Here is a 26910-nt window from a genome sequence, read left to right on the forward strand (position 1 = left end):
ATTAGAGTTGACCCCATTCCAATTCCAGCACCAACAAGAGCGCTCGCTAGTGAAAACCAATTCATGAGATGAGAATAACGGCGCAGCCCCAGCAGGTGAAGCCGCATGTCCGTTGGTCGACTGACACGCGAGTGCTAAAGCGGCCTTCGGAGCCGTGCGTGTCACCGACTCTGGCCCGCATAGTGCAACGGGGGAGAAGCCCAGGCGCATAACCGGACTTCTCCCCGACGTGGACGGGCGTCTTGCGGCCGCTGACTAGAAGCGGTGAGGTTCGCTTGCCGCTAGGACGTATCCGCGGCTGGTCGCAACACGGAGCACGTCCCGCAAAGCCCCCGTCAGCTCCTTCGCCAACCGTCGCAGGTCTTCCGGGCCCGCCTCCTGATCGACGAGTGTGTCTGAGGCCTCCTCCAGCAGCTCGACTGCCGTTCCCAGTTGCACCGCTTCGATGTTGTCTGCCAGGCGAGACATGTAGCCGCCGTTGTCGTCGGTGCTCAGGAAGCAAGGCTTACCCTCCGGCCCCGACCACGGGAGAAGCCGCAGCTCGTTCGGTTCAGTCATCTTTGCTTCTGCCTTTCGTCGGTCACGTGGTGAGTGGTGAAGACGGCATCAACGCGATCCCCCGGGAACACCAGAAGTGCGGCCTCGACGACTCGCCCGGTGGCGTCGATCGCGACGCGTGTGACGGCGAGGACTGCCACGGCGGAGCGGAGCCGGAGGCCTGATGCTTCGTCCGGTGTCGGTGGGCGGGCACAGACCGTCTCCCGGACAGTTGCCGGCGGCGAGCTCAGGACGGCAAATCGCGTTGCTGTCTCCCGCCATGAGGACTCGTCGTCCAGCACTCCGGCGGGTGCCTGGTCGCGCGGGATGTAGATGCGGGCCAGCCCATGCGGTGACTCTCCCTCGTGGCTGATGCAGAAGAGCTCGGCGAGAGGGCTGCCTGTCGGCACATTCAGCAAGGTCGTCAGATGCCCCTCTGCCGGAACCGTGTTGGTGCGGACCGTGACACGGAGAGCCGTTTCAGCGGCGGTCCACGGGTCCAGCGTTCCCCATCCCCCGACGTACACGATCTTCCGCGGTGGGCGGCGGACGAAATTGCCCTTGCCGTGGATCTTCTCGATGAGGCCTTCGCCCTGGAGGACCGCGAGGGCACTCCGCAGCGTCACCGTGCTGACCTTGTACCGGTCGGCAAGGCTGGCCTCGGACGGCAGGCGTTCGCCGGGCTCGATGTGGCCCGTCGTGATCTGTTGCCGCAGATCATCGGCGATCTCGTAATGTCTTGAAGGCACGGACCGGATCACCGCCTTCTCTGCATGCGAACGGCAACGAGCCGGGTTCGCGCATGCATGGTCAGCAGCTCTCCCGACTCGAAGAGAAGTCGCTTGCCGCCTTGGGGAAGTTGGAAGAGGTCGCTCACCCGGCGCGCCTGGCCACCGAGTTGGATGATGTCGCCGCGCTGCACAGTGGCCGCGGTGACCTCGACGTTGGCTGCCAGCGCGCCGCCAGGTGCCCAGCCGTTCACCTCTCCCCCTCCATGGGCGCGGAGTGGTGGGCCGCCGAGTGACACGGGCAGGCGCACGTCTCGTAGACAATCGGCAGGTCGACCGGTGCGGGGACTGGGGAGGACTCCGCGCAAGCAGGGTGTGTGCCGATACGGCAGGCGGTCGACCGGTAGGGAACGGCCGAGCCCTCGACGGCGTGGGGCTGTTGACGAGCAGGCATCAGCGCACCCCCGCGAGGGACGACCAGGCCTCAGCAGGCAGGTTAGAAGCGACTACCACCGCGCGTGGCCGTACTCGACGCTCCCAAGCCAGCAAGTACGGGCGGACGAGCGCGTTTTCCTCCCCCGCGAGCGGGTCACAGTGGTTCGCGGTATCGAGATCCCCGCCCAGGACCACCGTCGACACGTCAGCAGACGCAGGGACAACGAGCGCGGCCGTCGGCCGGGAGGGCCCTAAGGGGCGGCGGTGCCTGCCCGTGGGGAAGTACCGCGCTCTGGTGAGCGAGGCGGCACGGCGGATACGGTTGAGCACGCTGCTCAGCTCCTATCGCTGATGGCTCGGTCCCCCGACATCGCCCGTCGAGGGGACCGCTTTGTGTACGACCGCCCAGAGGGTGCGGCCGTTCAGGCTGGTGGCGAAGAGCCCGAACCGATCGGCCTCAGCCACCACTTCCAGGACCTCCCGCCATAAGTCGGCGGAGAGCGAGTCCGGCACCTCCGCTTCGACCGACGTGTACTGGTCGTGCTCCTCCACCCGCGCCGGGAGCCCGACGTCGGACAGCCGGGCAGCGATGGCCGCCGCGCTAACTCCCGAAGCGGGCACAGGGCAGCCTCCGTTAACCGGCGATCACTTTGAGTAAAGCTAGTTAACTAGATTAGAGCTAGTGGACTAGATTTTCCATATGCCTGAGCAGCCGCCTTATCTCCGCATCGCTGACGAACTCCGGCGGCGGATCGCGGAGCACGTGTGGGAACCCGGGGACCGCCTGCCTTCCCGCGCCCAGATCGGCCAAGAGTGCGGGGTGGGCGAGAACGTGGTCCGTCGGGCACAGGAGCTGCTGATCTCCCAGGGCGTGCTGGAGGGCCGTGCTGGATCAGGCACTTATGTCGCCGAGCCCCGGCAACGGGTCCGGGTCGTTCGGTCGTCGGCGCGAGAGCGGCCCGACTCGTCACCGTTTCGGGCGGACATGAAGGCCGTGGGCAGGCAAGGGGATTGGGAGAGCAGGACCGAGGCCAAGGTGCCAGCTCCGGCAGACATCGCGGCGCGGCTCGGCATCACCGAGGGCGACCTGTGCGTCCGTACGGCGTACGAGTTTCTGGCCGACGGCAGGCCGGTGCAGCTGTCGACGAGTTGGGAACCGTACGACCTCACCGCTGGCACGCTCGTCGTTCTCCCCGAGGGAGGGCCGCACGCCGGGGCCGGTGTCGTGAACCGCATGGCCGCGATCGGAGTCACCGTCAGCCACGCCGTGGAGCAGCCGGAGCCGAGGCAGGCGACCGCTGAGGAGGCGTCACTCCTCGGTATCCAGAAGGCTGCTCTCGTCACGCACATCCGGCGGACGTACTACAGCGACCAAGGGCGGCCCGTGGAGACGGCGGACATCGTGGTGCCCGCCGCTCATTGCGAGATCGTCTACGAGATCCCGATCAACCCCTAGCTAGCGCTCCCAGGGGCACTTCGGTGCTGGTGTCCAAGTAGGGTCCGCAGCCATGACCACTTCTCCCGATCACGTCACCAATAGAGAAGACCTGGCAGCCTTCGTTCGTTCCTTGCAGCGCAGTCACGCCGAGCACGGAAGCTCATGGGAGAACGCTGACCTTTCGAGCTTCCTGGAGGCCTTGGCGGCCTGGATCGACGACGCGGACGGCTGGTACAGCAACACCGACCAGGAGCTGCCGCCCGGCGGTGACTGGACGTTTTTCGCACGAGCTCTTCAAGCGGCGACCATGTACGAGTAGTCCGATAGTCCGGTCCGGGCCGTGTCGAATACGGGTCGACGGCCCAGTCGATGAGGCGCTCAGGAACGGGAGAAGGGCAGGTCAGCGCGGCTTCGGCACCCGACCCGCCAAGCGCCTTCTAAGCGCTTGGCCGCAGGTTCGAGTCCTGCCGGGGGCGCAAGTCTCCGCCCTCCCATCGGGAGGGCGTTTTTGCTGGTCAGATGCGGTTTCGCCACGGTCTGTGGTCGGCCACGGGCATCGCCCTCGGCCGCGCAGACGGGGGCCGCCGTCATGGACGGAGGCTGGCACCCGCCCACGCTGCGTTGACGCTGCCCGACGGTGGCAGGTGCCGTTGCCACGACGGATGAAAACACGTTGGCGGGCCGCCTCCTAGCTGCGACCATGCAGCCGTTTCCCTTACGGAGGGTGCCATTGTTCGTTTTCATTTGTGCGCGCTGCGGTGCCGAGGGGCGCCCGCTCGGCCGCCCGGCTGATGGCCGTCTGCGAGCGCGAACGCCCTCGGCGCGGCGGAGGCGGAGCAGGCCGGCGAAACCTCCTCGTCGTGCGCGGCCACCACCGACCTGCCCGGCCGACCGATGATGAGGATGTGACGGCCCTCGTCGCCGAACCCGGCCTCCGGTGCCCTGATGATTCGCCGGGCGGACCGTGGTGGGCCGGATCAGGCGTGGCCGCTTGCCGCGGCCGCCATGAGCGGTTCCGCGGCTTCCTCGGTCGTATCCGGAGGGACGACCAGCAGGTCCCAGCGCCCCCGGCCGGGGGCGAGCAGGAGGATCGTGTGCGGGGCGGATGCCGCCACGGTCCTGCGCAGTCGTACGACCTGGTTGGAGACGAGCATCCGGCCGGGCACCGCGGACCATGTCGCCCCGTTGACGGTGACGCTGGTGATGTGACCCCACGTGCGCGGCAACCCGGCGAGCAGCCGGGGGAGTTCCGCGGGCAGGTCGTACGAACGGGGCCACCACGCTCCGTCGATGAGCCGGGGCATGCCGCTGCGGGCTGCGAGACGCAGCCGGAGGACGGGGTGGGAGGGAAGCGGGGAATGCAGTGCGGTGGTCATGAGGCTCCTGCCAACTGCCGTAAAAGGCTCAATGGTTGACGTCAGGCGCGGCGGGCCGCGACCCGCTCCGCCGTCGGCCAGCGCACGTCGTGCACCCAGCCGAGGCGTTCGAGGAGTCGGATGACGGCGGCGGAGGGGTCGAGCTGACCGCGGTCGACGCCGTGGCGCGCGCTGGTGGGGTCGGCGTGGTGGAGGTTGTGCCAGCTCTCGCCGAACGAGAGCAGGGCGAGCGGCCACAGGTTGGTGGCCCGGTCGTGGCGCCGGGTGCGGAAGGGGCGCTCACCGATCATGTGGCAGAGGGAGTTCACGCTCCAGGTGACGTGGTGCAGCAGGGCGATGCGGACAAGTCCCGCCCACAGCAGGGCGGTCACGCCGTGCACCCACGTACCGCCGATGAGCCAGCCCGCCGCGAAGGGCAGGGCGAGGGTGAGGACGCACAGCGCCGGGAAGGCGCGGGCGACGGCGCGGATGTCGCGGTCGGCGAGGAGGTCGGGGGCGTAACGCTCGGGCGGAGTACGGTCGTTGCGGAACAGCCAGCCGACGTGCGCGTGCAGCAACCCGCGCAACTGGCCGCGCAGATGTGTGCCGTAGCGGTACGGGGAGTGCGGGTCCCCCGGCCGGTCGGTGAAGGCGTGGTGGCGGCGGTGGGTGGCGACCCAGCCGATGACGTCGCCCTGGAAACTCATCGAACCGGCCACCGCGAGCGCGATGCGCACGGGGCGGACGGCCCGGTAGCCGCCGTGTGTGAGGCCACGGTGGAATCCGACCGTGACGCCGAGACAGGTGATCGTGTAGAGGACGACGGCGAGCACGATGTCGGTGGGATGGATGAGACTCCCCCACAGCAGCCAGCCGGCGAGACCGATCGCCACGAACGGCAGGACGACGATCACCGCGGTCACCGTGACGTACAGCCGGTCACTGCCGCTGCGCGCGGGCGCCGGGCCGTCGGGCGGGAACGGGGACGTCCCGTCGTAGCCCTGGGGCGGCGGGGCGGGGTCCGACGGTGTCACCGTCGGGGACGTGGTGGGACTGAGTGGCATACGTGGCTCCTCGGCCGGGATGCGGATGGCGCGGCCGGGGTCACGGGCTGCCCATGTGAGGGAGACGCGAGGGCGGAGCCGGTTCGGACACCGGCATGCGAAGAGTCCTCGCTTCCTCCACCGTACTCCCGCAGGCTCCGGGACGAGGCGGGCCGGATCGCGTGGCCACCGCGTTGACACGGGCCGTGGCCGGACGTTGACTGGCGGCACGGTGCAGGGCCATGCCACCCCGGAACACACGGCGAAGCATTCCGCCTTCCCGCCTCGCCCAGACCCCGCGGGAACCCACCCACCGGACCACAGTGAGGCCGGCCATGACCGTTTCACGGACCATCAAGAACCAGGCGCAGACGATGAAGGGCAGGATCACGGAAGAACCCGGCCGAGTCACCCGCAACAGGCGACTGCAGCGCCGAGGCAGGACCGACCGGGTCTCCGGAAGCCTGAAACAGGCCGCGGAGAAGGCCAAGGGCGCCTTCAGGCGGAACGGAAGCGGCCCCCGATGATGTACGACCAGAAACGCGCCCAGCAGCCGGCGGGCCGGCCTCGGGGCCCCGCCGAGCGCCGTACCCCGGGCCCTGAGCCGCTGCTCCCGTCGGACGAGCAGGACAAGATCGTCCAGTCCCTCCGGCACGCTCTCAACACCTTCGCCGACACTCCGCTCAAGGCACTGGAAGAAGCCGAGAGCGCCTATGACGAAGCCACCGCCCAGCTCGTGAACGCCCTCGCGGAACGGCGGCGTCTCCTTCGCGCCGGCTGGCAGGACCAGGACCCCGGGACACAGTCCGACGGACTCCGGCTCGCGCTCAGGCAGTACCGGGAGATCATCCAGCGACTGCTCCACGTCTAGGGCGCCACTACTCCGCGCCGCGGGGCGGCGCGGAGTAGTGTGGACAGTACCGAGGGCATTTCGCACACCGGCTTCCACGCCGGGTCGTTCTCGGAGAACGATGAAACCCGGGCCGCCGCAGACGCGGCCCGGAGACGGGTCCGCATCATGTCGGCGACCTTGCTTCCACCACTGCCACAACCCGAGCCCGTCGCAGCCCCGGCCGCGCGTCTCGCCCTGAAGACCGACGGCACCTCCCGTGGACTCCTGGACGGTGCCTGGTGGCCCCGCTCCCGGGATCTGCTGAGCGAACTACCCGCACTGACCGACGTGTTGGACCCCTTGTGGGGCCGCATCACCCGCATCGCCGTCAACCCGGAGCACTGGCCGGTCATCCCCCGCAAGGTTCCCGTGGACGGCCACATCGTCAAGGTCGGCTGGTTCACCACGGAGATCGACCCGCACAAGCTGCTGCTGCTCTCCTACGGCACCGGCCGTTGGGACCTGCTGGTCATCCCGCCCGAGACCGGCGCGGAGTCGGCGGCCCGGCTGATGGCTGCCGCGTCCGACTACGACGGCCCGCCACTGACCGCGAGCGCACTCATCGCCGCGGACGAGGCCCGGCACGGCGTCTCCGTGACCGACGGGCCGATGGACCCGGACGCGGCATGGGAGTACGAGGGCGGCGCCTCCGCGGTGTCCGCGGCCGTTCCGGAACAGACCCGTCCGCCCGGCCGTACCAGCCGCCTGATCGTCGGTATGTGAGGTGGCCGCCATGAACGCCTTCCTGACGGCCGCTGCCTTCGTGGTTCTCATCGCGGGGGCGGCATACGTGATCCACCGGCTCAACATCCAGCACGCCGAGAGAATCGCCGTGCACCGGTACAGCGCTCCTCTGCCCGGCCGCCGCGGGCGCGGCGCCCCGCAGCCCCCGGTGGGACCGGACCGGTCCGAGTCGCCGACCACGGGCGAACGGCGGGACCACCGCGACGGGGGCCGCGGCCGCTTCCCACCGCGCCGCCGCAGCAGCCGTACCACTCACCACAGGTGACCAGGCGGTTTCCGTCGGCGCGCCATCGACCGTAGACCTCCGCGACAACAGCGGCCTGGCTCCGGGAGAGGTGTGACGCGCAACGGGACGGAGAGCCGTCTGTTCCGCTCGTGTGTGACATGCCGCCTCTGGCGTAATGGGCTGTTCGGCGTGGCCGGGCCCGTCACGCTGTGCGGGTTGACCGCGGTCGTGTCAGGAGCGGGCCCGTGTGTGCAGATCACGTGAGCGGGTCGAGCGCAGCCCTTGTGACCACGGGACGGACCGCACGTGTCGTGCGGGCGCTGGACGCGCGGCATGAGGTGAGCATGGACACGGCGGCCGAAGCTTCGACGAGGCCGGTGCGGGAGTGCGGCTATGGCGGAAGGTGAGCGCGGATCCGACAAGGGCATGCTGGACCGGTCGGAAGGGTTCGGTGAGCGGCTGCTGGGGGTGCTGCTGGACCGGGCGCACGAGATGCCGCCGCAGCTGATCGCCCCGCTGATCGCGGAGGAGGTGACCAGGGTCGGTGGCCGCGACGTCTCGATCCTGCTGCAGGACTACGGCCAGCTGGTGTTGGTGCCGTTGCCGGGTCGGCGACTGATGGTCGGCGAGCCCGAGCCGATCGGTGACTCTCCCGCCGGTACGGCCTTTCTGCACGCGACCACTGTCGAGGTGCCGCATTCCGACGGCGTGCGGATGTACCTGCCGTTGCTGGACGGCAGCGACCAGGTGGGCGTGATGGCCCTCACCCTGGACACCGTCGATGACGACGACCGGCGGCTGCTGCGCAGGCTCGCCGGCCTGGTCGCCGACATGCTGGTCACCAAGCACAGCTACACCGACCAGTTCTTCCTGGCCCGGCGCCGCGAACCGATGAGCGTGGCCGCGGAGATCCAGTGGTCCCTGCTGCCGCCGCTGGCGATGTCCGTCCCGCAGGTCGCGGTGGCCGGAATCCTGGAGCCTGCCTACAACGTCGCCGGCGACAGCTTCGACTACGCCCTCAACGAGGACATCCTGCACGTGGCCATGGTCGATGCGATGGGCCACGGCCTGGACGCCGCCACGATGGCGACCGTCGCCGTCGGGGCCTACCGGCACGCCAGACGTGCGGACATCGGCCTGTCCGAGATCTACACGTTCATGGACCGGGCCATCGCCGAGCAGTTCGGGCCCGACCACTTCGTCACCGCCCAGATGATGCGTCTGAACATCACGACGGGCCACCTGCAGTGGGTCAACGCGGGCCACCCCGCACCGCTGTTGATCCGTGACCACAAGGTCGTCCGGCAACTGGGAGGCCCGACCACCTTGCCCGTCGGCTTCGGCGGTGAAGAGCCCCGGATCAGCCGGCAGAGGCTCCAACGCGGCGACCGGGTGCTGTGCTTCACCGACGGCCTGATCGAGGAGCACGAAGCCGGCGAGGAACAGTTCGGCGAAGAACAACTCATCCACTGGGTCAACCGCATCGAACACACAGAGAAGGGAGTACGAGCGGTGGTGCGCTCGCTCTCCCACACCCTGAAGCAGCAACGGGGCGGCCGCACCACCGACGACGCGACCCTCTTCCTGATCGAATGGCGCGGGGGCGCCGCAGACCACCTCGTGCTCCTGGAGTGAGTCGACAACCGCACGACCGACTCCGTCACGCGTGTCACCGCGTCCTTCGCACCGTCCATATCCTGGGATTGGGCTGCTTCGGACCGTCCGACACACGGCGCGAGGACTACGCTGCTGTGTAGCGTCCCAGACCCCGGCGGCATGCTGTTGCTGAACACAGATGGCTGCGGGGTGCGGACGCTTCGTCTGTCGCCCGGCGCATCCCTGGAGGGAAACTGGGTGGGTCCTGCGACCTGCTGCGCAGGCTGTCGGACCGGCTGTCGCCCTGCCTCCGCCGAAAGTACGCCCCTGCCGGGAGCACGCCCAGGGGGCCGGAACTCCGGCTCACCGTGCCGCTGCCGGATCGTCTTCCGAACCGAGGCGTCATGCCCCTCTCACAGCTCACCGTCTACCGCCATGACCAAAGGGAACAGGCGCTGGTCACCCTGTCCGGTGAGATCGACCTCGATTCCGCGCCGTTGGTGCGCGAGTCCCTGGAGCGGTGCCTGCGGGACGGTATCCGCACCATCGACGTCGACCTCGCCCCCGTCACCTTCTGCGACTGCAGCGGGCTCAACGCATTCCTCCACGCCGCGCAGCAGACCACCGTGGCCGGTGGGACTCTGCGACTGCACCATCCGCCGACGACACTGGCTCGGATTGTCGACCTCGTCGGTTGCGGGTTCCTGCTCCTCGGCCTTCCCCTCGACCGCCTGTCCTCTCCTCTCTCCGACACCCCGGCCTCGCCCCGTCCAACCCCGCCGCATCGGCCTGTCCCGTCTGCGCCCGTTCTCTCGGGGGATGTGCGATGACGGCCGGACCTGGGCGGGGACCGGCACGGAAGCCGGGGGACGGCGAGCCGTCCGCCGTGGCTCCGGCGCGGTTGCGTCGGCTGAGCCGTTGGCTGGTGGAGGGCCTGCGTGAGGATCTGGTGACGCTGTATGCGGAGTCCCGCGCGACGCCGCCGGGTGACCCGTACCGCCGTCCCAGCAGCCAGAACTTCCTGAACCGTCTCACCTCGGACATGCGCCGACCGGGATTCGCCATGGTGATCGCCGAGACGGAGAGTCTGCGGGGATGCGCCTTCGGATTCCCGGTAGGCGGCGACGGCTCCTGGTGGCGCGACTTCGACGGAGCGCTTCCGCGCGGCATCGAGCAACTCACGGCGTCCGGCAACGTCTTCGCGTTCACCGCCATCCTGATCCGGCCAGGCCCGCAGGACCGGGAGCTCGCCCGTCGTGTGCAGGAACGGCTGCTGACCCACCATCAGTCATCGCTCGGCGCCACCCTGGTGGACCGGGCCGATCGCCCGACCCTCGCCGCGCTCCGCTCCTGGGGGTGGCTGGACATCGGAGAGCTGCGCAGGCCGGCGGGCGCCACCACGTTCCGCGCGCTGGTCCTTCCCTTCGGGGAACGCACCACGGCGAGGTTGGAGGGCCTTGTCACGATGCCCGGAGACGGTGGAGACGGTGGCCCCAGTGGGGTCTGACAGGCGGTCGACCCGCATTCGGATGCTGGTGGCCGAGCAGGCGGTCCGACGAGGTGCCCGGGTGAGTGTGGTGGACGTATGCGCCGCGGCCGTGGCCGCGCTGCCGGTCGGCGGGGCCGGGCTGTCGGCGATGTCCAAGGCCGCGGCGAGCCACCCGTTGTGCAGCACCGACGACATCAGCGAGCAACTGGAAGAGCTCCAGCTCACGCTGGGCGAGGGGCCCTGCGTGGACGCCTTTGTACGCGGCTCGGCCGTCCTGACACCCGATCTGCTCACCACTGAACTCCAGGACCGCTGGGCCGTGTTCGCCGACGCGGCCCTGGAAGCCGGAGCCCGCGCGGTGTTCTCGCTCCCCCTGCAGATGGGGGCGATCAGCCCGGGAGTGCTGGACCTCTATGCCAACATTCCGACCGTACTGGACACGGAGGAACTGGCCGACGCACTGGCGTTCGCCGATCTCGCGACGCTGCTCCTGCTCGACACAGGGATCGACGAGGCGGGCGCGCCGACCGGCGGGCCGACCGGCGGGCCGATGCCGGACCGCGGCTTCGGGGACCTTGGCGCATACCGATCGGAGATCGACCAGGCCAGCGGGATGCTGACGGTTCAGCTCGGAGTCGGCATCGAAGAAGCCTTCGTCCAGCTCCGCGCCTACGCCTATGTGCAGGGACGCCGACTCGCGGACGTGGCCGCCGACGTGGTGGCCCGACGGCTTCGCTTCTCCCCGGCCGCGGAGCCGGGTCAGGCCGAGGGGGAAACCTGACGATCGGTCCCGGCCGAGGAACGTGCCGTACTTCCCGCCCCTTCGGGCAGGGACTAGTCTCAATCGAGGGTGCCCGCGATGGATCAACAGCTTCTGGCCAAGACCTTCGTCGAGTTGGCCGACAATCTGGTCGCCGACTTCGACCTCATCGATTTCCTGCGCCTGCTGACCGACCGCTGCGTGAGCATGCTCGACGTGAGCGCCGCCGGGGTGCTGCTCGCCGACCGGGACGGCAAACTCCGTGTCATGGCCGCCTCCGACGAACAGGTGCGCCTGCTGGAGCTCTTCCAGCTCCAGAACGACGAAGGCCCCTGTCTCGACTGCTTCCGCACGGGTGTCCCGGTGATCGTCCCCGACCTCGGTACGGCGACCGCCCGCTGGCCGCGCTTCGCGGTGGCGGCCCAGCGCAGCGGGTTCGGGGCGGTCCAGGCCCTCCCGATGCGTTTGCGGGACGATATCGTCGGCGCCCTGAACCTCTTCCGCACCGCCTCCGGCCCCTTCGACCCGGCCGCCGCACCCGTCGCCCAGGCCCTGGCCGACGTAGCCACCATCAGCCTGCTGCAACAACGCACCGCTCAGCGCAGCACGGTGCTCAACGAACAGCTGCAGACGGCGCTGAACAGCCGGGTGCTGATCGAACAGGCCAAGGGGAAGCTGGCCGAACGCCAGGACATCGACATGGAGCAGGCGTTCACCGCGCTGCGCGGCTACGCCCGCTCCCACAACCGGCGCCTGGCCGATGTGGCCCGCGCCCTCATCGACAGTTCCGAACCCCTCACCGGCCTGGGGTCCTGACCCACACCTTGGCGGTGCCCGTTACTGCTGTCACCTGCGGTGCTCGCGGTCCTGACGGTCCTCGCGCCGCCAGCGCGCCCGGTTCTGACGGCTGTAGCGGCGGTCCCAGCGTTCCTGGCGATAGCGGCGCTCCCGGTAGTCCCGGTAGTCCCCGAGCTCGGAACTGCCGCCGCGGCTCCGGCCGCCGCCGCGATCGCGGCCGTGTCGGGTGGCGGCATAGACCAGCACCGCCGCGGCCACCCACCAGATGGGATGGAGGAAGCCGAAGCCGAACAGGACCGCGATGAGGATGAGGAGCAGGACGAACACGGTGGGCCTCCCCGGGAGCGGGACAGTGCATCGACACCGGGGACTGGGGCCTCACCCCACAGCGTAGTCCTGCCCAAGGGTTGCGGATAGCGTGCGAGGCAGGCGCGTCCTGCCTGGCCCGGATGGCTGCTTGACACCTGTCGGGAACCCGCGGCGAGGACTGGCGTGCGCCATGCCGCCCCGGCCTCCGGCAGCGTCGCACACGGCCCGAACACGAACTCGCGGCCCAAGCGGACGACCAGTTGCAGGGCGCATCTCATCTACGCCGTTTCAGTGCGTGTGCCATGCGTGGGAGTTCCTCGTACAGCAGCCGGCCGACCAGGGCACCGCCGAAGACGACGACACCCACGCCGACCAGCCAGGACTGGATGACCAGGACAGTTCCGACCGGTCCGAAGGTGACGGCGTTGGATGCGATCAACGGCGAGAAGACGAGCCTGGAGAAGACCCTCAGGCCGAGCAGCCCGATCACGGTGGCCACGGCGCCGGGCAGCAGGGCGCGCCAGCGGATCCTCCCGCCGAGCAGCAGCCGCTGGGACCACCACAGGAACAGCACGGCGCTCAGCGACGCGACGGCCCCACCTGCCAGGGGTTCGCGCCGTAGCGTGGTGGTGGCGGAGACGTAGAGATATCCGGTGAGAACGCCGAGCCACACCACATGCCGCCACCTGGCCCACCAGCGGGCCGCCGGCAGGCCCCAGACCTTTTCGTAGCCGGTCTGCACCGCCGCCCCGAAGCTCAGGCCGAACACGGCAAGGGCGGCGATACCGAACGCGGTCGTGGTCCGCAGTGCCTGGCCGGGCGGGGTGAACAGCTGCTCGACCTGCCGCCTGGAGGCCGTCGACACGCCGAGCCCCTCCCCCAGCCACTGCGCGAATCCCCGCCCGTGCTCGGGATCGGCAGAGGAGACAATGATCAGCAACGGCACCAGCGTGAGAAACCCCAGCGCGGCAAAGCCCAGCGAGCGCGACCACAGCTCGATATCCCTGCTCCGCCGCCATCCTCGCCCGACCGGCGAACGGCTGATCACGTGGCGCAGCGGCCCGAACCGAGATGAACGGTCCGCGGCGCCGGAAGGCTTCATCGGCATGCCTGTCGACTACCAGGTTTCGGAAGCCTTGCCCCGCGAGGGCGCGACGCGGAGATTCCCGGATAACCTGGAAGAACAGTGGGCTACCGGGCTCAGCGGGCTGCGACTGCCCGAGGGGGCGGCTCGTGCCGGCCCGGATCAACGGCTCAGGAGGCAGGCCATGATCCATTCAGCCGATATCCGCGAGTGGCGCAACCGCAACGTCGTCGACCCGAAGGGCCACAAGATCGGCGTACTCGAAGCGGTCTACGTCGACACCGCCACCGACGAACCGGCCATGGCCACGGTCCGCACCGGGCTCCCCACCCGCCACCACCTGGCCTTCGTCCCCCTCGACGAGGCGACCCTCGGACCGGACTACGTCAAGGTCTCCTACACCAAGACGCTGGTGAAGAAAGCGCCCTCGGTCGGCGTGGACGACATCCTGCCCGCCGAGTCAGAGGAAGCGATCTTCCAGCACTACGACATGCCCTACCAGACGGGCGCAGGCGGCGAGCGGCAACTCGCGCGCCGCTGATCGTCCGCGCTCAGCCACCCCAAGGGAGGTGGAAGCGTCATGGCCCTCTTGCTGTTCCTCGTTCTGGTCGCCGTCGTACTGGGAATCATCGGAGTGGCGGCGGAGGGGCTGGGCTACCTGCTGATCATCGGCATCGTGATCCTTGTGGCTGCGCTGGGCCTCACCGCCGTCCGCTGGTCCCGGCGCACCAGTCACCGCCCCATCCGATGACGAACGACACCCACCGACGTCCTGCACCGTGCGACGAACGGCGTGCGTCGGCTCACCGGTCAGCTGACCGGTCGACGGCGCGTAGCCGACGGCATCTTCGTCACACCCCACCCCGACCGCACCCGCGGCCTGTTCCCGGGCATGTCGACTCGACCGACCGAGTGACTGACTGACAGGTCGGTCCGAGTCCGCACGCGGGTCAGGCCGCCGCCCGGGTGAGCTCGGCACGGCCGAACAGCAGGGCGTAGCCGGAGGGGAGTTGGGCGAGGATGCGGCTGAGGAGCTCCTCGCCGGCGAGCCGGGCCACGACGCGAAAGACGGTGCCGGTGTCCCAGCGGGTGGTGGCCGGGCTGCCGCCGATGCGGGATGCCAGGTCCTTGACGAAGCCCCAGCCGGTGAGGGGTTCGGTGGCGGGGATCTGGGAGGTGAAGGTGACGGCGGCCTCGTACGGCAGCCGGGCGGCGAGTTCCACCCGCTCCTCCCCGGTGACCTGGCGCCCGAAGGCCGCCAGCACGGCGCGCACGGCCTGCTCGGCCTGCGCGCGGGTGGCATAGGCGCCTTCGTAACGCACCTGTTCCAGCATCTGCTCGAACGTCATGCCCACGATCGACGGCTGCTGCTGGTCAATCATCGCTGACGTGGTTGCCCTTCTCGTGTGAGGTGGTCGCGACATCGGTGGCGGGAGTCCTGCGCCCGCCACCAGTACCACCTGGGGTCAGAAAAGAGGAGTGTGGCTGCCTGTGGGACGGGGGTCAGACGGGCTGGGGGTGCCCGAACAGCAGGTCGTAGCCCGCCGGGAGCTGGAGCAGGATGCGGCCGGTGAGCTCGTCACCCGCCGCGTCCGCGGCCACGCTGAGCACGGCGCTCACGTCCCAGGCGGCGGTCTGTTCGGTGGCTCCCTCGATCCAGGCCGCGGTGGCCCGCACGAACCGCTCGGGAGACAGCGGCTCGTGCGCCTTGAGTGGATTGAGCAGGACGAGTGCCAGATCCTCCGGCAGCCGGGCGGCCAGTTCCGCCCGCACCTCGCCCACCAGGTGCGCGCCCAGCAGTGCCAGCACCGTGCGGGCCGCCCGCTCGGCTTCCCCGGTGGTCTCGTACGCGCCGCGTTCCTTGACCTGGTGAAGGAACGCCTCCCATCGCATCACCATCGCTGCTCCCGTGCGTGTATACGGCGGCGAGCGGAGGACGGGGCGGTCTCGGGGGCGGGGCCGCCCCCGTCCTCCGGTGCGGCCGGGAGGGTACTCAGCCGCTGATCTGCTTGCGCGCGGACCCGCCGCCGATGGTGACCTTGCGGGGCTTGGCGCGCTCGGCGATCGGGATCCGCAGGGTCAGCACCCCCGCGTCGTAGTCCGCCTCGATGTGCTCGGTGTCCAGGGTGTCGGCCAGCACGACCTGGCGGGAGAAGACGCCCAGGGGCCGCTCGGAGAGCTCCAGTTGTACGTCGTCCGCCTTGGCGACGGGCCGGCGCTCGGCCTTGACGGTCAGCATGTTCCGCTCGACGTCGATGTCGATCGCGTCCGCGGCCACGCCGGGCAGGTCGAAGGCGATCACGTACTCCTCGCCCTCGCGGTAGGCGTCCATCGGCATCGGCGACGGACGTGACCAGGTGCCGTTGGTGCCGAGGAGCTGCTGGGTGAGCCGGTCCAGCTCACGGAATGGGTCGGTACGCATCAACATCGTCAAACACCTCCAGCGTTCGGGTCAGGCACTGCCAATGCGTTCACCTGCCAACGTTGTAACATGTCATCCAAACGATGACAAGTTCCGCGTCATCGATAGGATGACAGAACCGCTGGAGGTCCGATGACCAGGGACGATCAGCCCGCCCCCCGCGCTCGCGGTCTCGCACCGGCGTCCTTTCTCGCCGCCGCCGCGGCGCTGAACACGATCCACGAGGCCCTGCACACCGCCCGGGCCACGCCGGCCGGCACCGACTCAGGGCCGGACCAGAACAGCTCCGAGGACGCGCTCGCCGCACTGCTGCTGCTGCGCGAAGCGCGCGAGCAACTCGCCGACTGGGAGCCCGGCCTGATCGAAGCCGCACGGGAGGCGGGCGCCAGCTGGGCCGACCTCGCCCACCCCCTCGGCGTCTCCAGCCGCCAGGCCGCCGAACGCCGCTACCTGCGCGTACGCCCCGGAACTCCGGGGTCCACGGGCGAACAGCGGGTGACGGCCACCCGCGACCGCCGCGCCGCCGACCGCACCGTCACCGCCTGGGCCCGGGCCAACGCCGCCACCCTGCGCCAACTCGCCGGCCAGATCACCGCGCTCACCGACCTCCCCGCCGCCGCTCGCACCCCGCTCACCGAGCTCACCGCGGCCCTCGCCGACAACGACCCGGCCGCCCTCGTCGCCCCCCTGACGGACACGCACCCGTACCTGGCGTCCGGTCACCCCGCTCTCGCCGCGCGCGTCGACGACCTCACCCACCACACGGACCGACTCCGCCGGCACAGCGGAAACCAGCGCCGCAACCGAACCTGACATACCGCTCCGACCAGCGTGAATTACTCCGGGCACGTTCGCTTACCTGCCGTCAGCGCACCGGCACCGCCCTCTCCGTACGGGCACCCGCACGCAAGGCTGGGTACCGGGTCGCTGTCAGCCGCCTGGCGGGCGCCGGTCCGCCGCCCTGGCCGCCGTCGGCCACTGAACGACCTCCTGAAGAAGCGCCCGTGAAGCATCTGTGCAGGGGAGAGCAAACTTTAAGTCTCAAGATTCCATTTCGCTGCGACTCCTGTGACAGTGGGGCCACGGGGAGATCGCGTTGTCAAGTTCGACCGATTTGGAACCGATTTGTCCTATAAACACCATCCTCTCAGGACGGCGGGCACACTTCTGATACCCGTCCTGGCCGGGGCCCTGGCACTCGGCAGCGCCGTGCTGCCCGAGGGACCAGGCCCCGGGCAGCAGAACGACCCGGGCGTCTACGTCGTGAAGCTCAGCGACGCGTCGACCACCTCGTATGACCACGACGCGCTGGACACCGTCCCGGACCTCACGAAGCTGCACGCCTACCACTTCACAGCCCACGGTTTCACCGCCCGCCTCACCGGCGAACAGGCCGCCGCGCTGGGTGCGTTGCCCTGCGTGACCTCTGTGATCCGTGGCTCGGTCGAGGCGCCGACCTCATCGGTGCCGTCCGACGAGGGCCCCGCTCCGCTGCCCCCTGTGCCCTCGCCCACCCCGTTGCCGGCACCTTCCCCTCCGACGGACCACGGCGAAGATCCCGGCCCCGTGCCTCAGTCCATGGGCGGGCAGCGCGCATAGGTCGGCCACACCGGCGAGTCGGCACTCGGTACGGCTCTCACCGGGTCGGGCGGTGCGCGGCGCCGGGCAGCACGCCGGGTCGGGCCAGCCCTTTTCACGTCCTCGGCCGCCTGTACGTTCTCCTTTCTCACCTCTTCCAGGTCGTCGTCGCCGACCCTCGGCCGGTCTTCGTCCCTGATCTCCACCTCCACCTTCTTGAATGCCTCGTCCTTGGCCGAAGATGCCATACCGGACGTCGACCCGGGGTTTTCGCTGGCTTTCTCTTGCTCGGCGGCTGCCACCTGGGTGTTCTTGAACAGGGGGGTGATGAAGTTGTTCATGATGCCGAGCGCCTCAGGTGACGTCTCACGAATGATTTTCGGATCACGCACGGTTTCAATTCCGTCATAGAGCTCCGGATCGACTCCTTCCCGCTCGGGCCAAGCACCAGGAATTCCCTCGGAGACCTTCCTGGCGGACTCTTCGGCGGACTTCGCTTCACTCCCGCCGGCACCGAAAATGTTCTTGAAGGACATGAGATTCCCTCCGGGTTCTCTGAGTGAGCGCACACTCCCGTAAGCCGACAGTGGGCTGTCGTCATCAGGTGGGGTGGGCGCGCGCCCAGGCTGCCCGGCCTGCCGACGCGGCACCCCAGTGACCGCCGTGCTTCCTTCCAACGGGTGACCTGGCCGTTCCGTCAGGGCAGTAACGCGCCCAACGGGCGGACCGCCGAAGGCTCTTCCGCGTAGAAGCCCACGTCAAAGGCGCCGCGAATTCGAGGAGGTGAGACCGATCAGCGCTGTGACAGATTGGGGCTCGCTCCCTCGCATGGTCCAGGGAGCGCCTGCAGAAGGTCCCCGAAAGGCTTGAAACGCTATGCGCTTCATCTCCAAGACGTCGTCGGGCGGCGTGACCGAACAGCTTTTCAGCCTCGACGAGATCCCCGGCGTGCTGTGGACGCCGGAAGACGCCCACGGCTCCCCCGGCACTCGCCCCCTGATCCTCATGGGACACGGCGGCGGGCAACACAAGAAGGCCCCCGGCATCCTGGCCCGCGCGCGTCGCTTCGCCGCCGAAGGCGGGTTCGCGGTCGCCGCGATCGACGTGCCCAACCACGGCGAGCGGCCGACGGACGAGGAGTTCGACCGGATCGCGACCGAGTACCGGGCGCGTAGGGCCGCCGGAGAGGATACGGCTGCGCAGGACACCGCCATGTACACGCTATTAGCCGGGCGGACCGTCGCGGAATGGCAGGCGGTCCTGACCGCAGTCCAGCGACTCGACCATATCGGCGGCGGACCGGTGGGCTATTGGGGCGTGTCGCTGGGCTGCGCGTTCGGTATACCGTTCATCGCCGCGGAACCTCGAGTCCGCGCCGCGGTGCTGGGCCTGCAAGGGTCGCCCGCGCTGGCCGGGGCCGCCGCGCGGATCACTGTGCCGGTGCGGTTTCTGGTCCAGTGGGACGACGAGCAGATGCCTCGTGCACAGAGCCTGGCGTTGTTCGATGCCATCGGTTCAACCGAGAAGACACTGCACGCCAACCCCGGCAAGCACGGAGATCTGCCGCGGCTCGAGATGGACGACTCGCTGCGGTTCTTCGCCCGAACTCTCCAAGCGGCGACGGTGTACGAGTAGGCCGAAGAGGCAGGTCAGAGAGGCGCGGCACTCGTGCCACCCAGCGCCTCCTCAACGGCTCTCCGGGTCCCGGCGCGGGGATCGCGTCACTCCCGTACCGCCACCAGCGCCCGGCGGAAATCCGCCACGGTGGTGAAGCCGATGCCCGGCTGTTCGGTGAGGGCGTGGTCGATCACCTTCGCGAGGCGGTCCGGGACGTCGGGGTTGCGGCGGTGGATCGGTACGGCGGGGCTGTTCAGGACCACCTGCCAGCGATCGAGGTGCGGAGCGAAGTCGCGCGGTGCGGAGCCGGTGAGCATGTAGTACAGGCAGGCCGCGGCGGCCCAGACGTCGACCTCGGGCTGTGCTCGCTTGAACTGGAGCACCTGCTGCCTGGAGACGAACGAGGGATTGCCCCCGCTGGTGCCCGTGTGGGTCAGGCCGCTCAGGCCCGCCGCGTCGAACGCCTTCGCCAGCCCGAAGTCGCCGACCTTGGCCATGCCGCCGTGCAGGAAGATGTTGCGGGGGCTCAGGTCCCGGTGGACCAGCCCGCGGACGGCGACCGGGCGGCCCTCGAAGTCGTACGCCCGGACGTCCGCCTGGTGCGCGTGTGCCAGGCCGTCCAGTACCTGAAGCGTGATGCCCAGCGCCTGGTAGTCCGGGAGCCGGCCGCCCCGCCGGTGCACCAGCTCGGCGACGTCGCCCCCGTCGCAGTAGTCCATGACGAAGAAGTAGATCCCGTTCCAGCAGCCGTGGTCGTGCAGGCGTACCAGATGCGGGTGGCGCAGCATCTCGACCGTCGACATCTCGCGCAGGAACCGCGCCTTGGCCGCCTCGTTCCCCGCGGCCTGCGGCAGCATCACCTTGAGCGCGCACAGCTCGTCCGTCTGGTGGTCCCGGGCGAGGTACACGGCGCCCATGCCGCCTTGCCCGAGCTGCCGTTGGATCGTGTAGCCGCCGAACAGGTACAGGTTCCTGCTGCCGTCCTCGTCGACCTGCAGGAGCTGCTGCATGACCCGTTCCGGATCGCCCTTGCACGCCGCGCAGAGTTCCTCGACGAAGGGCTGGGCGGTGTGCTCGCCGCCGAGCCGGCCGCCGCACGCCGCGCATGTCCTCGCCCCGTGCGAGTGTGGAGAGAGGCCGAGTGTCGACGGTATCTCCGTCGTACGGCACAGCTCGCATCGGTACGCGGCCCGGTGGCCCGGCGCGCCCGCGCCCGCCTCCTCGGCCTCGGCCTCCGGGACCGTCCGGCCGCATGTCGCGCAGCAGAGGGGCACGTGGATGCCGACCCGCAGCCGGACGCCGCCCAGCCGGATCTCGTCGCCGTCCGCGAGCTCCCGCTCCGCCGACGGGAGTTGGTCCGCCCCGTGCGGTGCCGGCCCCGCGTCCCGTTGGCCGATCTTGTCGCCGTTGACATAGGTGCCGTTGACGCTGCCGAGGTCCCGTACCCGTACGTCGGGCGGGTTGATGTCCAGCAGGCAGTGGTGCCGGGAGATTCCCGAGTACTCCTCGTCCTCGGGGAGCTGGAGCGCGCAGTCGTCCGCCCGTCCGACGACGCACGTCGTGCGGTCCGGAAACTCGAACTTCCGGCCCTGGAGCGGGCCCTGGAGCACCGTCAAGGCCACTCGGGCGGAACGGTCGCCCGGTTCCTCTCCTCCCGGCCCCGTCCCCTCCCCCGGCTCCGGCCGCCGTGGGAGCAGCGCGCCGCGCAGGTCGTCGACCCCCATCTCGGCGGCGAGCGCCGCCCAGGGCGGGGAGGGGGTTTCCAGCACGGCGGACAGCAGGTGGGGCAGCCCCATGGCGACGCCGTGCTGTGCCGCGGCCAGTTCCTCCGCCCGGGAGACCAGTTCGCGCGCGACGGCGCTCCCCGGCGGTGCGCCGGCGCCCTGCCGGGCCCGATCCGGCCGGGCGATCCGGTCGCGCAGCCGTCGGCGGAAGGCCGCGGTGTCCAGCCCGGCCCGCTCGAAGGCGGCCCTGAGCTCTCTCACCTCGCCGTCCAGCTGCTCGGCGAAGCCGGGCGCCACGTCGGTCGCCGGCAGCTCGCACATCTTGCATATCCCGAGCAGCACGTGCACCGGCTCCACCTCGTCGGCACCGCCCCGAGCGGCTTCACTCAGGGCGATCACCAGGGCCAGCCCGACGCCGCCGCTGTAGGGCGCACTGGTCATCGAGAACCCCCTTCGTCCCGCGCCAGCGACTGGAGCCGGCCCTCCAGGCCCATCTCGGCGCTCAGTTCGGCCCAGGGGGGAGCGGGGATCTCCAGCAGCGCCCGCAGAAGTTCGGTGAGCCCCACGGACCCGCCGGAACTCTCCGCACTCGCCGCACTCGCCGCACGGGCCGCACCCAGCTCCTCCGCCCGGCGGAAGACTCCACGGGCGGCGGGCGTCCGGTGCATGACGCCGTCGCCGTACGCCGCGTCGGACGCCCCGCCGGGAGCCGTGCCGGGCGCGGGACGGGCGAGGCTCGTGCGCAGGCGGCGGCGGAACGGGGTGACCTCCAGCCGTGCCCGGCGGAATCTGCGGCTCAGCCCCTCGATCTCGGCCTCCAGTGAGGGAACCGTGCGCAGCACGGCGGCGGCCTGCCCAAGCGCCTGCCCGTCGCCCAGCTTGCACACCCCGAGCATGAGGTGCCCCGGCTCGATCGCGGGTGCGTGCCCTGCTTTGGCCTCGACCGCCGCGATCTGCCAGGCCAGCAGGGTGCCGGGCGAATGCCGGGGGGCGCGTCGTCCGGCTTGCGCGCCGGGCTCGTACGCGAGCCCGTTGCCCCGCCGACGGCCCGGCTCACTGCCCGGCCGACCGCCCTGCCCACCACCCCGCCCACTGCCCGGCCGACCGCCCTCCAAGGCTTCCCCGACATGGCCGAGCGCGTCCGAGAGGTCGCCGATACCCATCAGGGCGGGTGCCTTCCGTATCTGGGCCATGCACATGAGCGCCTCCTGGTGTCGCCCCATGGCGGTGAGGAGCTTGGCCTTGGCCGTGAGGGCCTGGGTGTAGCCCGGATAGCGTTCGAGCGCCTGGTCCAGGCAGGCCAGCGCCTCCTCGGGGCGTTTCAGCGCGATCAGGGTGAGGGCTTTGTTGTGCAGCGCCCAGCCGTCCCCCGGAGCGACCCGCAGCGCCTTGCCGAACCATGCCAGCGCCTCCTCGTGCCGGCCGAGTTCGTCCAGCGCCGCTCCCCTGCGGATGTACAGGTCCCGGTCGCCCGGCAGGGGCTGCGCCGGTGCCGGCGCCGGTCGCCGGGCGACGATCTCGTACACGGCCTGAAGCTCCCCCCGCAGGCCGCGAAAGCTCCGCGGCCTGCGCTGCGGCTCCCGTTCCACGCAGGCGAGGATCAGCTCCCGCAGCCCCGCCGGCAGGTCGTCCGCGCCGGTCCGCGCCCTGATGTGCTCGGCGGCGATGCTGCCGCTGACCGGCAGATCGCCGGTGACCATCTGGTAGAGCAGCACGCCGAAGCCGTAGATGTCGGTCCGTACGTCCACGCGCGCCCCGAAGCGGGACTGCTCGGGCGCCCGGTAGTTGCGGGTTCCGCCCGGCAACACGTAGATGGCCCGCACGTGCGGCTTCAGCTCCCGCAGCCGTCCGCCCACCGCCTGCGCGGGACCGAACACCTGGGCCAGGCCGAAGTCCGTGACCTTGAGCGTGTCGTCCTCGGTGAGAAGGCAGTTGGCGGCCTTCACGTCCCCGTGCATGACGCCGAGCGTGCGGGAGGCGTGCTCCATGCCGTCGCAGAACTGCAGGCCGAACCGGAGCGCGCGCTCCAGGCCGAGCGGCCCGGCGGCGAGGGCGCTGTCCAGGTCGCCGCCGGAGACGTACTCCAGCAGCAGGCAGTGGTGGTTCTCGACCCGTTCGACCCACAGCGCGGTGACGATGTTGGGGTGCCGTTCCAGGAGCACCCAGGTCTTGGCCTCGTTGGCGAAGCGCTCCCGGTCCTCCTCGCTCCACGGCTGGGGCATGTTGAAGGTCTTGAGCGCGTAGCGCCGGTATCCGACGCGGTCGAAGAAGCTGCTGCGCCCCTCCGGTTCCACGATCGACACCGCGCCGTGCGCGCCCATCCTGCGATCCAGTACGCGATAGGAGTTGTCCGGGCTCCGTACGATCTGCCCCAGGTCGAAGGCGTGCTTGGCGGACGGCTTGGCAGGCAGGCCGGCGACCGCGGCCGCGGCCAGGGGCGATGCCGGGTCGGTGCGGGCGGCGTACTCGTAGATGCGGCGGGCGACCTCGGTGTTGCCGGACTCCTGGAAGCACCGGCCGAGGTCGAGGTGGGCCGTCACCAGATCGGGGCGCAGACATACGGCGTCCCCGAAGGCGTCGATCGCCTCCGGCAGGTTCCCCGCCGCGAGGGCACGCCTGCCCCGGTCGCGGAGACGCTCATAGCCGGCCCCGGACGACGACGCCTCGCGCACGCACCTCACCTGCCTCACACGGTTTCATCGGCGCCGACGCTGCCGTCCCTGGCGGGCCCGGCGCTGCGGCCGGGCGGTCTCCTCCAGCGCCGAGCGCACGTCCTCGCGGTCCGGTGCCAGTTCGAGCGCCCGCTCCAGCAACTGCCTGACCTCGGCACGCCGCCCGCCCCGCTGACGGTAACGGACCTTCGCGAGCAGCACGATGGCGTCGACGTCGTTGGGGCTGAGCGCACGGGTGACCGCCAGGCTCTCGGCGGCGCCGTGCCACTGCTGCGCGCGGGCCAGTGCCACCGCCTTGTTGAAGTGCTCGTCGGCGAGCGCGGCGACCTGCGCGAGCGGACGCAGATCGCCGCGGCACACCGGGCACTCGGGAGCCGGCGCGCGCAGTGTCCGGCCGCACAGCGGGCAGTTGATGACGGCCACCCGCTACCTCCCGCCCCCCTGGGGAAGCCGGAGCCCGACCATTTCGGGGTCGTCGCCCTCGGTCTCCTCCGTCCAGCGCTCGATCCGCGCGGCCAGCGGCTGCACCTCGTTGCGGTAAATCCCCACGAAACGCTCGGTGGCCCTCGCGTCGTTCGTGGCGACGCCGCCCACCGCCGTGACGATCGCGGCCACCTCGGTGAGGAATGCCTCGGCCTGTCCCTGGTACTTCCCGCCGGTGAGCTGGTCGGTGCGCCGCAGCGCGCGGTCCAGTTCCGCCAGCTCCTGGTAGAGCAGCGACTGGAGATTCGCCGGGCTCGGCGGCGGCTGGTCGGCGCCCACCCTCCGGTGGACGGCCACACAGCGGTCCTCGACCGCCTGGTTGATGCTGTGCCAGTCCAGGCCGTTGCCCGCCTGGTACGCCGCGAGTCCCGCAGCCCGCAGCCCGGGGATGCTCTCCCGGTGCTGCTGTGCCTCCGTGGCGTCGGTGCGGGCGAGCTGGTCGCAGAGCGCGGCGAGTTCGGCCAGCTTGTTCTCGAACTCCGGCAGCGGCGGCTGCATCACGTCCGCTGCCGGGAGCCGGACGCCGCCCAGGAGCGTCTCTGCCTCACGCAGCCGGTGATGGCACTTGGCCCGGTCCTGGCGCTGGTCCAGCAGTGTCGCGCACTCCCGCAGCAGCGCGTCCAGTTGCGGCCCGATCCGCATGGCGTCCTCCGGCCGGGCCACCGCCCGGCGGTCCTGCCAGCCGGACCTGACCTCCAGGTACCGCCGGCGCAGCTCCTCCCAGGAGGGCACGTGCTCCCGCGGTACGGAGATCAGCGCCCGGCCCTGCATCCCGACGGCGGGGAGCCTGACCTCCGCGTCGATCGACCAGTCGGGCCGGAACTCCAGCTCCAGCTCGACCGTCGTACCGGCCTGCAGTGTGCTGGGCAGGTCGTGGATCTCCACCTCGCCGATGGGGATCAGCCCCTCGTCCAGCCGGACCCGCAGCACCACGCCCTGGCCGGCGGTCTCCAGCAGGAAGCTGGTGTGGTACGGCAGTTTGGTGCCCGCCTGGGCGATCCGGTACGGGCCGCTCTCCAGCTCCACGAAGAAGTCGTGCGCCAGCACGTCGCCCTCGTCGGTGGGCGGCGGCTCGTGGTCGGGCGCGACCGTGAAGCTCCGGCTCTCGATCTCCTCGCCGTCCACGACGACCGTGATCGTCAGCTCGTTGTCGCCCTCGTGCAGCGCGACGTCGTCGAAGACGAACCGCCCCTCGGTGTCGGTCTGCTGACGGAGGTTCTGGATCCCGTCCCCGGAGCGCAGCAGGACCCGCACGCCGTCCGGCGCCGGGCGGTCCGCGTCCAGGTGGACCCGGCCGGCGATGTCGGTCGCGGGCAGTGTGGCCGCCACCTGGTCGATCTCCAGAACGCCCTGCCGGACGCCGACGGCACCCGCCTTGATGCCGGCGCCGACGGCGACGCACAGGTCGGGGTCGATCAGCCGCGGTTCGAGCCCGTACCGCTCCCGCAGCAGGCGGCTGACCAGCGGCACCCGTGACGAGCCGCCGACCATGACGATCTCGTCGAGGTCCGCGGGACCGAGACCGGCCCGCTCCAGCGCGGCGTCGCAGTGGCCGAGCGTGCGCTGCACGTCGTCGTGGATCAGGGCTTCGAACTCGGCCCGGCTGAAGGGCAGTTTGATGGTCATGGGGATGCCGGCCCGGTCCGCCTCCCCCTCCACGTAGATCTCGGTCTGCTGCTCCCGGGAGAGGAAGTGCTTCTCCGACTCCACCCGGACCAGCAGCCGGGCGAGCAGGCGGGCTTCCTCGGGGTGGTCGGGTTCGAGCCGGAGGTCGTACGCGGGGCGCTGCTCGGCCATCCAGCGCACGATCGCCTTGTCGAACTCGTACCCGCCCAGATAGCGGTCGCCGTCGAAGGCGAGGTGCTCGAAGCCTGCCTCGGGGGTCCAGGCCACGACGGAGATGTCGAACGTGCCGCCGCCCAGGTCGTAGACGAGGAACGTCTTCGGCTCGGTCAGGCGGTGCCCGTGGGTGGACATCAGAGCGGCCGCGAACGGCTCGATGAGCGTCTCCACCTTCGCCAGTCCGGCGTCGAGGCCGGCCTGCACGGTCTCGTTCTTGGCGCGCATCTCGAAGTACGCGGGCACGGTCACCACCGCCTGGTCCACCGGGACCTGAAGCACCTCCTCCGCGAGGGACTTGAGGTGGCGCAGTACGTGCGTGGACGCCTGCTGCGGCGTCAGGTCGGCGTGGCCGGCGGTGACCCGCTGGTCGGTGCCCATCGTGCGTTTGAAGAACATCGCGGGCGGCGGTTGCCCGTCGTGCTTGACCTTGCTCTTGGCCAGGCTGCCCACGACCGCGGTGCCATCCTCCGCCAGCCACACCACCGACGGGGTGATGGGCGCCTGGTAGGCGTCGGTGATGATCAGCGCGCCGCCGACCGGCCGCAGCCGCCCCGCGTCGATCAGCTCCTGCTTGCCGGGGATGTCCGCGTCGGCGGGCACGGCGACACAGCTGTTCGTGGTTCCGAGGTCGATCCCGACGGTGATGCTCATTCCTGCTCCTCCTGCCGGTCGTCGGCGGCCGCGGGCACGGCCAGATACACCCGGGCTCGCTGGGTCAGCTTTCCGTCGGCCATCAGCACGCCGGGCCGCAGGGTCTCGGCCACCATGGCCCGCTCCAGGCCCGCCACCTGCTCGGAACCCTCCACGTCGGCCCACGTCTGGACCTCCTCGTAGGGCGTGCCGACCGGGTCGAGGTAGCGTGCGCCGGCCGCTTCCAGGGCCCTGGCCAGCCTGTGCGTGAGGGACGGCAGGACGTCGGCGGCGTTGGCGGCGGTGACGCCGTGCAGCCCGTGCAGCACGCCCGCGACGTCCTGGGCGAGGTGGGCGAGCGCTGTCTTGTGCTCCTCGACCTGGCGGCGGGTCTCCTCCGCGGCCGCTCCGCCGGCCTGGGCCTTCTCGCGCAGCAGCCGCCACACGACGCCCTGCGGGGGTTCCGGCCGGGCCCCGAGGGGGCGCTCCCGCTCGTCGATCCGCATCG

General features: G+C 70.4%; 32 protein-coding genes. 15 read left to right on the forward strand and 17 right to left on the reverse strand.

Features of this window, described 5'->3' with window-relative positions; all coding sequences use genetic code 11:
- Positions 1 to 255: 255 nt before the first annotated feature.
- The 4 genes from ADK36_RS17295 to ADK36_RS17310 all read right to left on the reverse strand — a co-directional run bounded on the left by ADK36_RS17295 (position 256) and on the right by ADK36_RS17310 (position 2321).
- Positions 256 to 558, reverse strand: a complete 303-nt coding sequence (locus ADK36_RS17295; RefSeq protein WP_053198155.1) for a hypothetical protein — start codon at positions 556 to 558, stop codon at positions 256 to 258.
- Complete coding sequence (locus ADK36_RS17300; RefSeq protein ID WP_053198250.1) at positions 555 to 1286, reverse strand: GntR family transcriptional regulator; 732 nt, start codon at positions 1284 to 1286, stop codon at positions 555 to 557. The genes ADK36_RS17295 and ADK36_RS17300 overlap by 4 nt, the downstream gene beginning before the upstream one ends.
- A gap of 8 nt (positions 1287 to 1294) precedes the next feature.
- A complete protein-coding gene (locus ADK36_RS46325) occupies positions 1295 to 1519 on the reverse strand; it encodes a hypothetical protein (RefSeq protein WP_078942718.1) in 225 nt (74 codons plus the stop codon).
- Between the two features lie 523 nt (positions 1520 to 2042).
- On the reverse strand, positions 2043 to 2321 hold the full coding sequence (locus ADK36_RS17310; protein ID WP_053198161.1) for a hypothetical protein: 279 nt from the start codon (positions 2319 to 2321) through the stop codon (positions 2043 to 2045).
- 79 nt (positions 2322 to 2400) lie between these two features.
- Between ADK36_RS17310 and ADK36_RS17315 the strand changes: the two genes are divergently transcribed.
- Both ADK36_RS17315 and ADK36_RS17320 read left to right on the forward strand, forming a co-directional pair.
- Positions 2401 to 3156, forward strand: a complete 756-nt coding sequence (locus tag ADK36_RS17315; protein WP_053198162.1) for a GntR family transcriptional regulator — start codon at positions 2401 to 2403, stop codon at positions 3154 to 3156.
- 52 nt (positions 3157 to 3208) lie between these two features.
- Positions 3209 to 3457 carry a DUF7660 family protein gene (locus ADK36_RS17320; protein WP_053198164.1) on the forward strand — a complete coding sequence of 83 codons (249 nt, stop codon included), beginning with the start codon at positions 3209 to 3211 and terminating at the stop codon, positions 3455 to 3457.
- A 658-nt stretch (positions 3458 to 4115) separates the two neighbouring features.
- Here ADK36_RS17320 and ADK36_RS17325 read toward each other — a convergent pair.
- Together ADK36_RS17325 and ADK36_RS17330 are read right to left on the reverse strand one after the other, a co-directional pair.
- Positions 4116 to 4514 carry a DUF5994 family protein gene (locus ADK36_RS17325; protein ID WP_053198167.1) on the reverse strand — a complete coding sequence of 133 codons (399 nt, stop codon included), beginning with the start codon at positions 4512 to 4514 and terminating at the stop codon, positions 4116 to 4118.
- A 41-nt stretch (positions 4515 to 4555) separates the two neighbouring features.
- Positions 4556 to 5557 (reverse strand): acyl-CoA desaturase, encoded by a 1002-nt coding sequence (locus ADK36_RS17330; protein ID WP_053198169.1) that lies wholly within the window; start codon positions 5555 to 5557, stop codon positions 4556 to 4558.
- Positions 5558 to 6059: 502 nt separating this feature from the next.
- Between ADK36_RS17330 and ADK36_RS17340 the strand changes: the two genes are divergently transcribed.
- From ADK36_RS17340 to ADK36_RS17375, 8 genes are all read left to right on the forward strand, one after another.
- Positions 6060 to 6407, forward strand: a complete 348-nt coding sequence (locus ADK36_RS17340) for a hypothetical protein (RefSeq protein WP_048584894.1) — start codon at positions 6060 to 6062, stop codon at positions 6405 to 6407.
- A gap of 39 nt (positions 6408 to 6446) precedes the next feature.
- A complete protein-coding gene (locus tag ADK36_RS17345) occupies positions 6447 to 7151 on the forward strand; it encodes a DUF5994 family protein (protein WP_048584895.1) in 705 nt (234 codons plus the stop codon).
- Between the two features lie 10 nt (positions 7152 to 7161).
- Positions 7162 to 7437, forward strand: coding sequence for a hypothetical protein (locus ADK36_RS17350; RefSeq protein ID WP_048584896.1), 276 nt, complete (start codon positions 7162 to 7164; stop codon positions 7435 to 7437).
- Between the two features lie 354 nt (positions 7438 to 7791).
- The gene (locus tag ADK36_RS17355) at positions 7792 to 9033 is read left to right on the forward strand and encodes a PP2C family protein-serine/threonine phosphatase (protein WP_053198173.1); all 1242 of its coding nucleotides are present in this window, start codon (positions 7792 to 7794) and stop codon (positions 9031 to 9033) included.
- A gap of 365 nt (positions 9034 to 9398) precedes the next feature.
- Positions 9399 to 9824, forward strand: a complete 426-nt coding sequence (locus tag ADK36_RS17360) for an STAS domain-containing protein (RefSeq protein WP_053198175.1) — start codon at positions 9399 to 9401, stop codon at positions 9822 to 9824.
- Positions 9821 to 10501, forward strand: a complete 681-nt coding sequence (locus ADK36_RS17365) for a hypothetical protein (protein ID WP_234329787.1) — start codon at positions 9821 to 9823, stop codon at positions 10499 to 10501. The genes ADK36_RS17360 and ADK36_RS17365 overlap by 4 nt, the downstream gene beginning before the upstream one ends.
- A gap of 61 nt (positions 10502 to 10562) precedes the next feature.
- On the forward strand, positions 10563 to 11264 hold the full coding sequence (locus ADK36_RS17370) for an ANTAR domain-containing protein (protein ID WP_234329788.1): 702 nt from the start codon (positions 10563 to 10565) through the stop codon (positions 11262 to 11264).
- Between the two features lie 78 nt (positions 11265 to 11342).
- Positions 11343 to 12059 (forward strand): GAF and ANTAR domain-containing protein, encoded by a 717-nt coding sequence (locus tag ADK36_RS17375; RefSeq protein WP_048584901.1) that lies wholly within the window; start codon positions 11343 to 11345, stop codon positions 12057 to 12059.
- Positions 12060 to 12089: 30 nt separating this feature from the next.
- Here ADK36_RS17375 and ADK36_RS17380 read toward each other — a convergent pair whose 3' ends face one another.
- Both ADK36_RS17380 and ADK36_RS17385 read right to left on the reverse strand, forming a co-directional pair.
- Positions 12090 to 12368, reverse strand: a complete 279-nt coding sequence (locus tag ADK36_RS17380; RefSeq protein ID WP_048584902.1) for a hypothetical protein — start codon at positions 12366 to 12368, stop codon at positions 12090 to 12092.
- 256 nt (positions 12369 to 12624) lie between these two features.
- Positions 12625 to 13458, reverse strand: coding sequence for a ribonuclease BN (locus tag ADK36_RS17385; RefSeq protein ID WP_053198179.1), 834 nt, complete (start codon positions 13456 to 13458; stop codon positions 12625 to 12627).
- A 160-nt stretch (positions 13459 to 13618) separates the two neighbouring features.
- Here ADK36_RS17385 and ADK36_RS17390 point away from each other — a divergent pair, with 160 nt between their 5' ends.
- Both ADK36_RS17390 and ADK36_RS49545 read left to right on the forward strand, forming a co-directional pair.
- On the forward strand, positions 13619 to 13975 hold the full coding sequence (locus ADK36_RS17390) for a PRC-barrel domain-containing protein (protein WP_048584904.1): 357 nt from the start codon (positions 13619 to 13621) through the stop codon (positions 13973 to 13975).
- Between the two features lie 39 nt (positions 13976 to 14014).
- Positions 14015 to 14185, forward strand: a complete 171-nt coding sequence (locus tag ADK36_RS49545; protein ID WP_199830199.1) for a hypothetical protein — start codon at positions 14015 to 14017, stop codon at positions 14183 to 14185.
- Positions 14186 to 14384: 199 nt separating this feature from the next.
- On the opposite strand, the gene ADK36_RS17395 is transcribed toward ADK36_RS49545, so the two are convergent.
- The 3 genes from ADK36_RS17395 to ADK36_RS17405 form a co-directional block, all read right to left on the reverse strand.
- Positions 14385 to 14816 (reverse strand): DUF2267 domain-containing protein, encoded by a 432-nt coding sequence (locus tag ADK36_RS17395; protein ID WP_053198181.1) that lies wholly within the window; start codon positions 14814 to 14816, stop codon positions 14385 to 14387.
- Positions 14817 to 14937: 121 nt separating this feature from the next.
- Positions 14938 to 15333, reverse strand: a complete 396-nt coding sequence (locus tag ADK36_RS17400) for a DUF2267 domain-containing protein (RefSeq protein WP_048584906.1) — start codon at positions 15331 to 15333, stop codon at positions 14938 to 14940.
- Positions 15334 to 15427: 94 nt separating this feature from the next.
- A complete protein-coding gene (locus ADK36_RS17405) occupies positions 15428 to 15862 on the reverse strand; it encodes an Hsp20/alpha crystallin family protein (protein ID WP_048584907.1) in 435 nt (144 codons plus the stop codon).
- A gap of 126 nt (positions 15863 to 15988) precedes the next feature.
- On the opposite strand from ADK36_RS17405, the gene ADK36_RS17410 reads away from it, so the two are divergent.
- Both ADK36_RS17410 and ADK36_RS17415 read left to right on the forward strand, forming a co-directional pair.
- Positions 15989 to 16669, forward strand: a complete 681-nt coding sequence (locus tag ADK36_RS17410; protein ID WP_048584908.1) for a hypothetical protein — start codon at positions 15989 to 15991, stop codon at positions 16667 to 16669.
- A 312-nt stretch (positions 16670 to 16981) separates the two neighbouring features.
- On the forward strand, positions 16982 to 17455 hold the full coding sequence (locus ADK36_RS17415) for a protease inhibitor I9 family protein (protein WP_053198183.1): 474 nt from the start codon (positions 16982 to 16984) through the stop codon (positions 17453 to 17455).
- Here ADK36_RS17415 and ADK36_RS17420 read toward each other — a convergent pair.
- Positions 17428 to 17970, reverse strand: coding sequence for a hypothetical protein (locus tag ADK36_RS17420; protein WP_048584910.1), 543 nt, complete (start codon positions 17968 to 17970; stop codon positions 17428 to 17430). The two genes, ADK36_RS17415 and ADK36_RS17420, sit on opposite strands and share 28 nt — an antisense overlap.
- Positions 17971 to 18310: 340 nt before the next feature.
- On the opposite strand from ADK36_RS17420, the gene ADK36_RS17425 reads away from it, so the two are divergent.
- Positions 18311 to 19069, forward strand: a complete 759-nt coding sequence (locus ADK36_RS17425; RefSeq protein WP_048584911.1) for a dienelactone hydrolase family protein — start codon at positions 18311 to 18313, stop codon at positions 19067 to 19069.
- Between the two features lie 86 nt (positions 19070 to 19155).
- On the opposite strand, the gene ADK36_RS17430 is transcribed toward ADK36_RS17425, so the two are convergent.
- From ADK36_RS17430 to ADK36_RS17450, 5 genes are read right to left on the reverse strand one after another with little or no spacing between them, the layout of a single operon-like run.
- A complete protein-coding gene (locus ADK36_RS17430; protein ID WP_053084737.1) occupies positions 19156 to 21216 on the reverse strand; it encodes a protein kinase domain-containing protein in 2061 nt (686 codons plus the stop codon).
- Positions 21213 to 23447, reverse strand: coding sequence for a protein kinase domain-containing protein (locus tag ADK36_RS17435; protein ID WP_053198186.1), 2235 nt, complete (start codon positions 23445 to 23447; stop codon positions 21213 to 21215). The genes ADK36_RS17430 and ADK36_RS17435 overlap by 4 nt, the downstream gene beginning before the upstream one ends.
- Positions 23448 to 23471: 24 nt before the next feature.
- Complete coding sequence (locus ADK36_RS17440) at positions 23472 to 23870, reverse strand: hypothetical protein (protein ID WP_053198188.1); 399 nt, start codon at positions 23868 to 23870, stop codon at positions 23472 to 23474.
- Between the two features lie 3 nt (positions 23871 to 23873).
- Positions 23874 to 26423: an Hsp70 family protein gene (locus ADK36_RS17445; RefSeq protein ID WP_053198190.1), complete on the reverse strand. Its 2550-nt coding sequence runs from the start codon at positions 26421 to 26423 to the stop codon at positions 23874 to 23876.
- Positions 26420 to 26908, reverse strand: a complete 489-nt coding sequence (locus ADK36_RS17450) for a hypothetical protein (protein WP_159029270.1) — start codon at positions 26906 to 26908, stop codon at positions 26420 to 26422. The genes ADK36_RS17445 and ADK36_RS17450 overlap by 4 nt, the downstream gene beginning before the upstream one ends.
- Positions 26909 to 26910: the final 2 nt, after the last annotated feature.

This window comes from Streptomyces viridochromogenes (assembly GCF_001270495.1).
Lineage (GTDB): Bacteria > Actinomycetota > Actinomycetes > Streptomycetales > Streptomycetaceae > Streptomyces > Streptomyces viridochromogenes_A.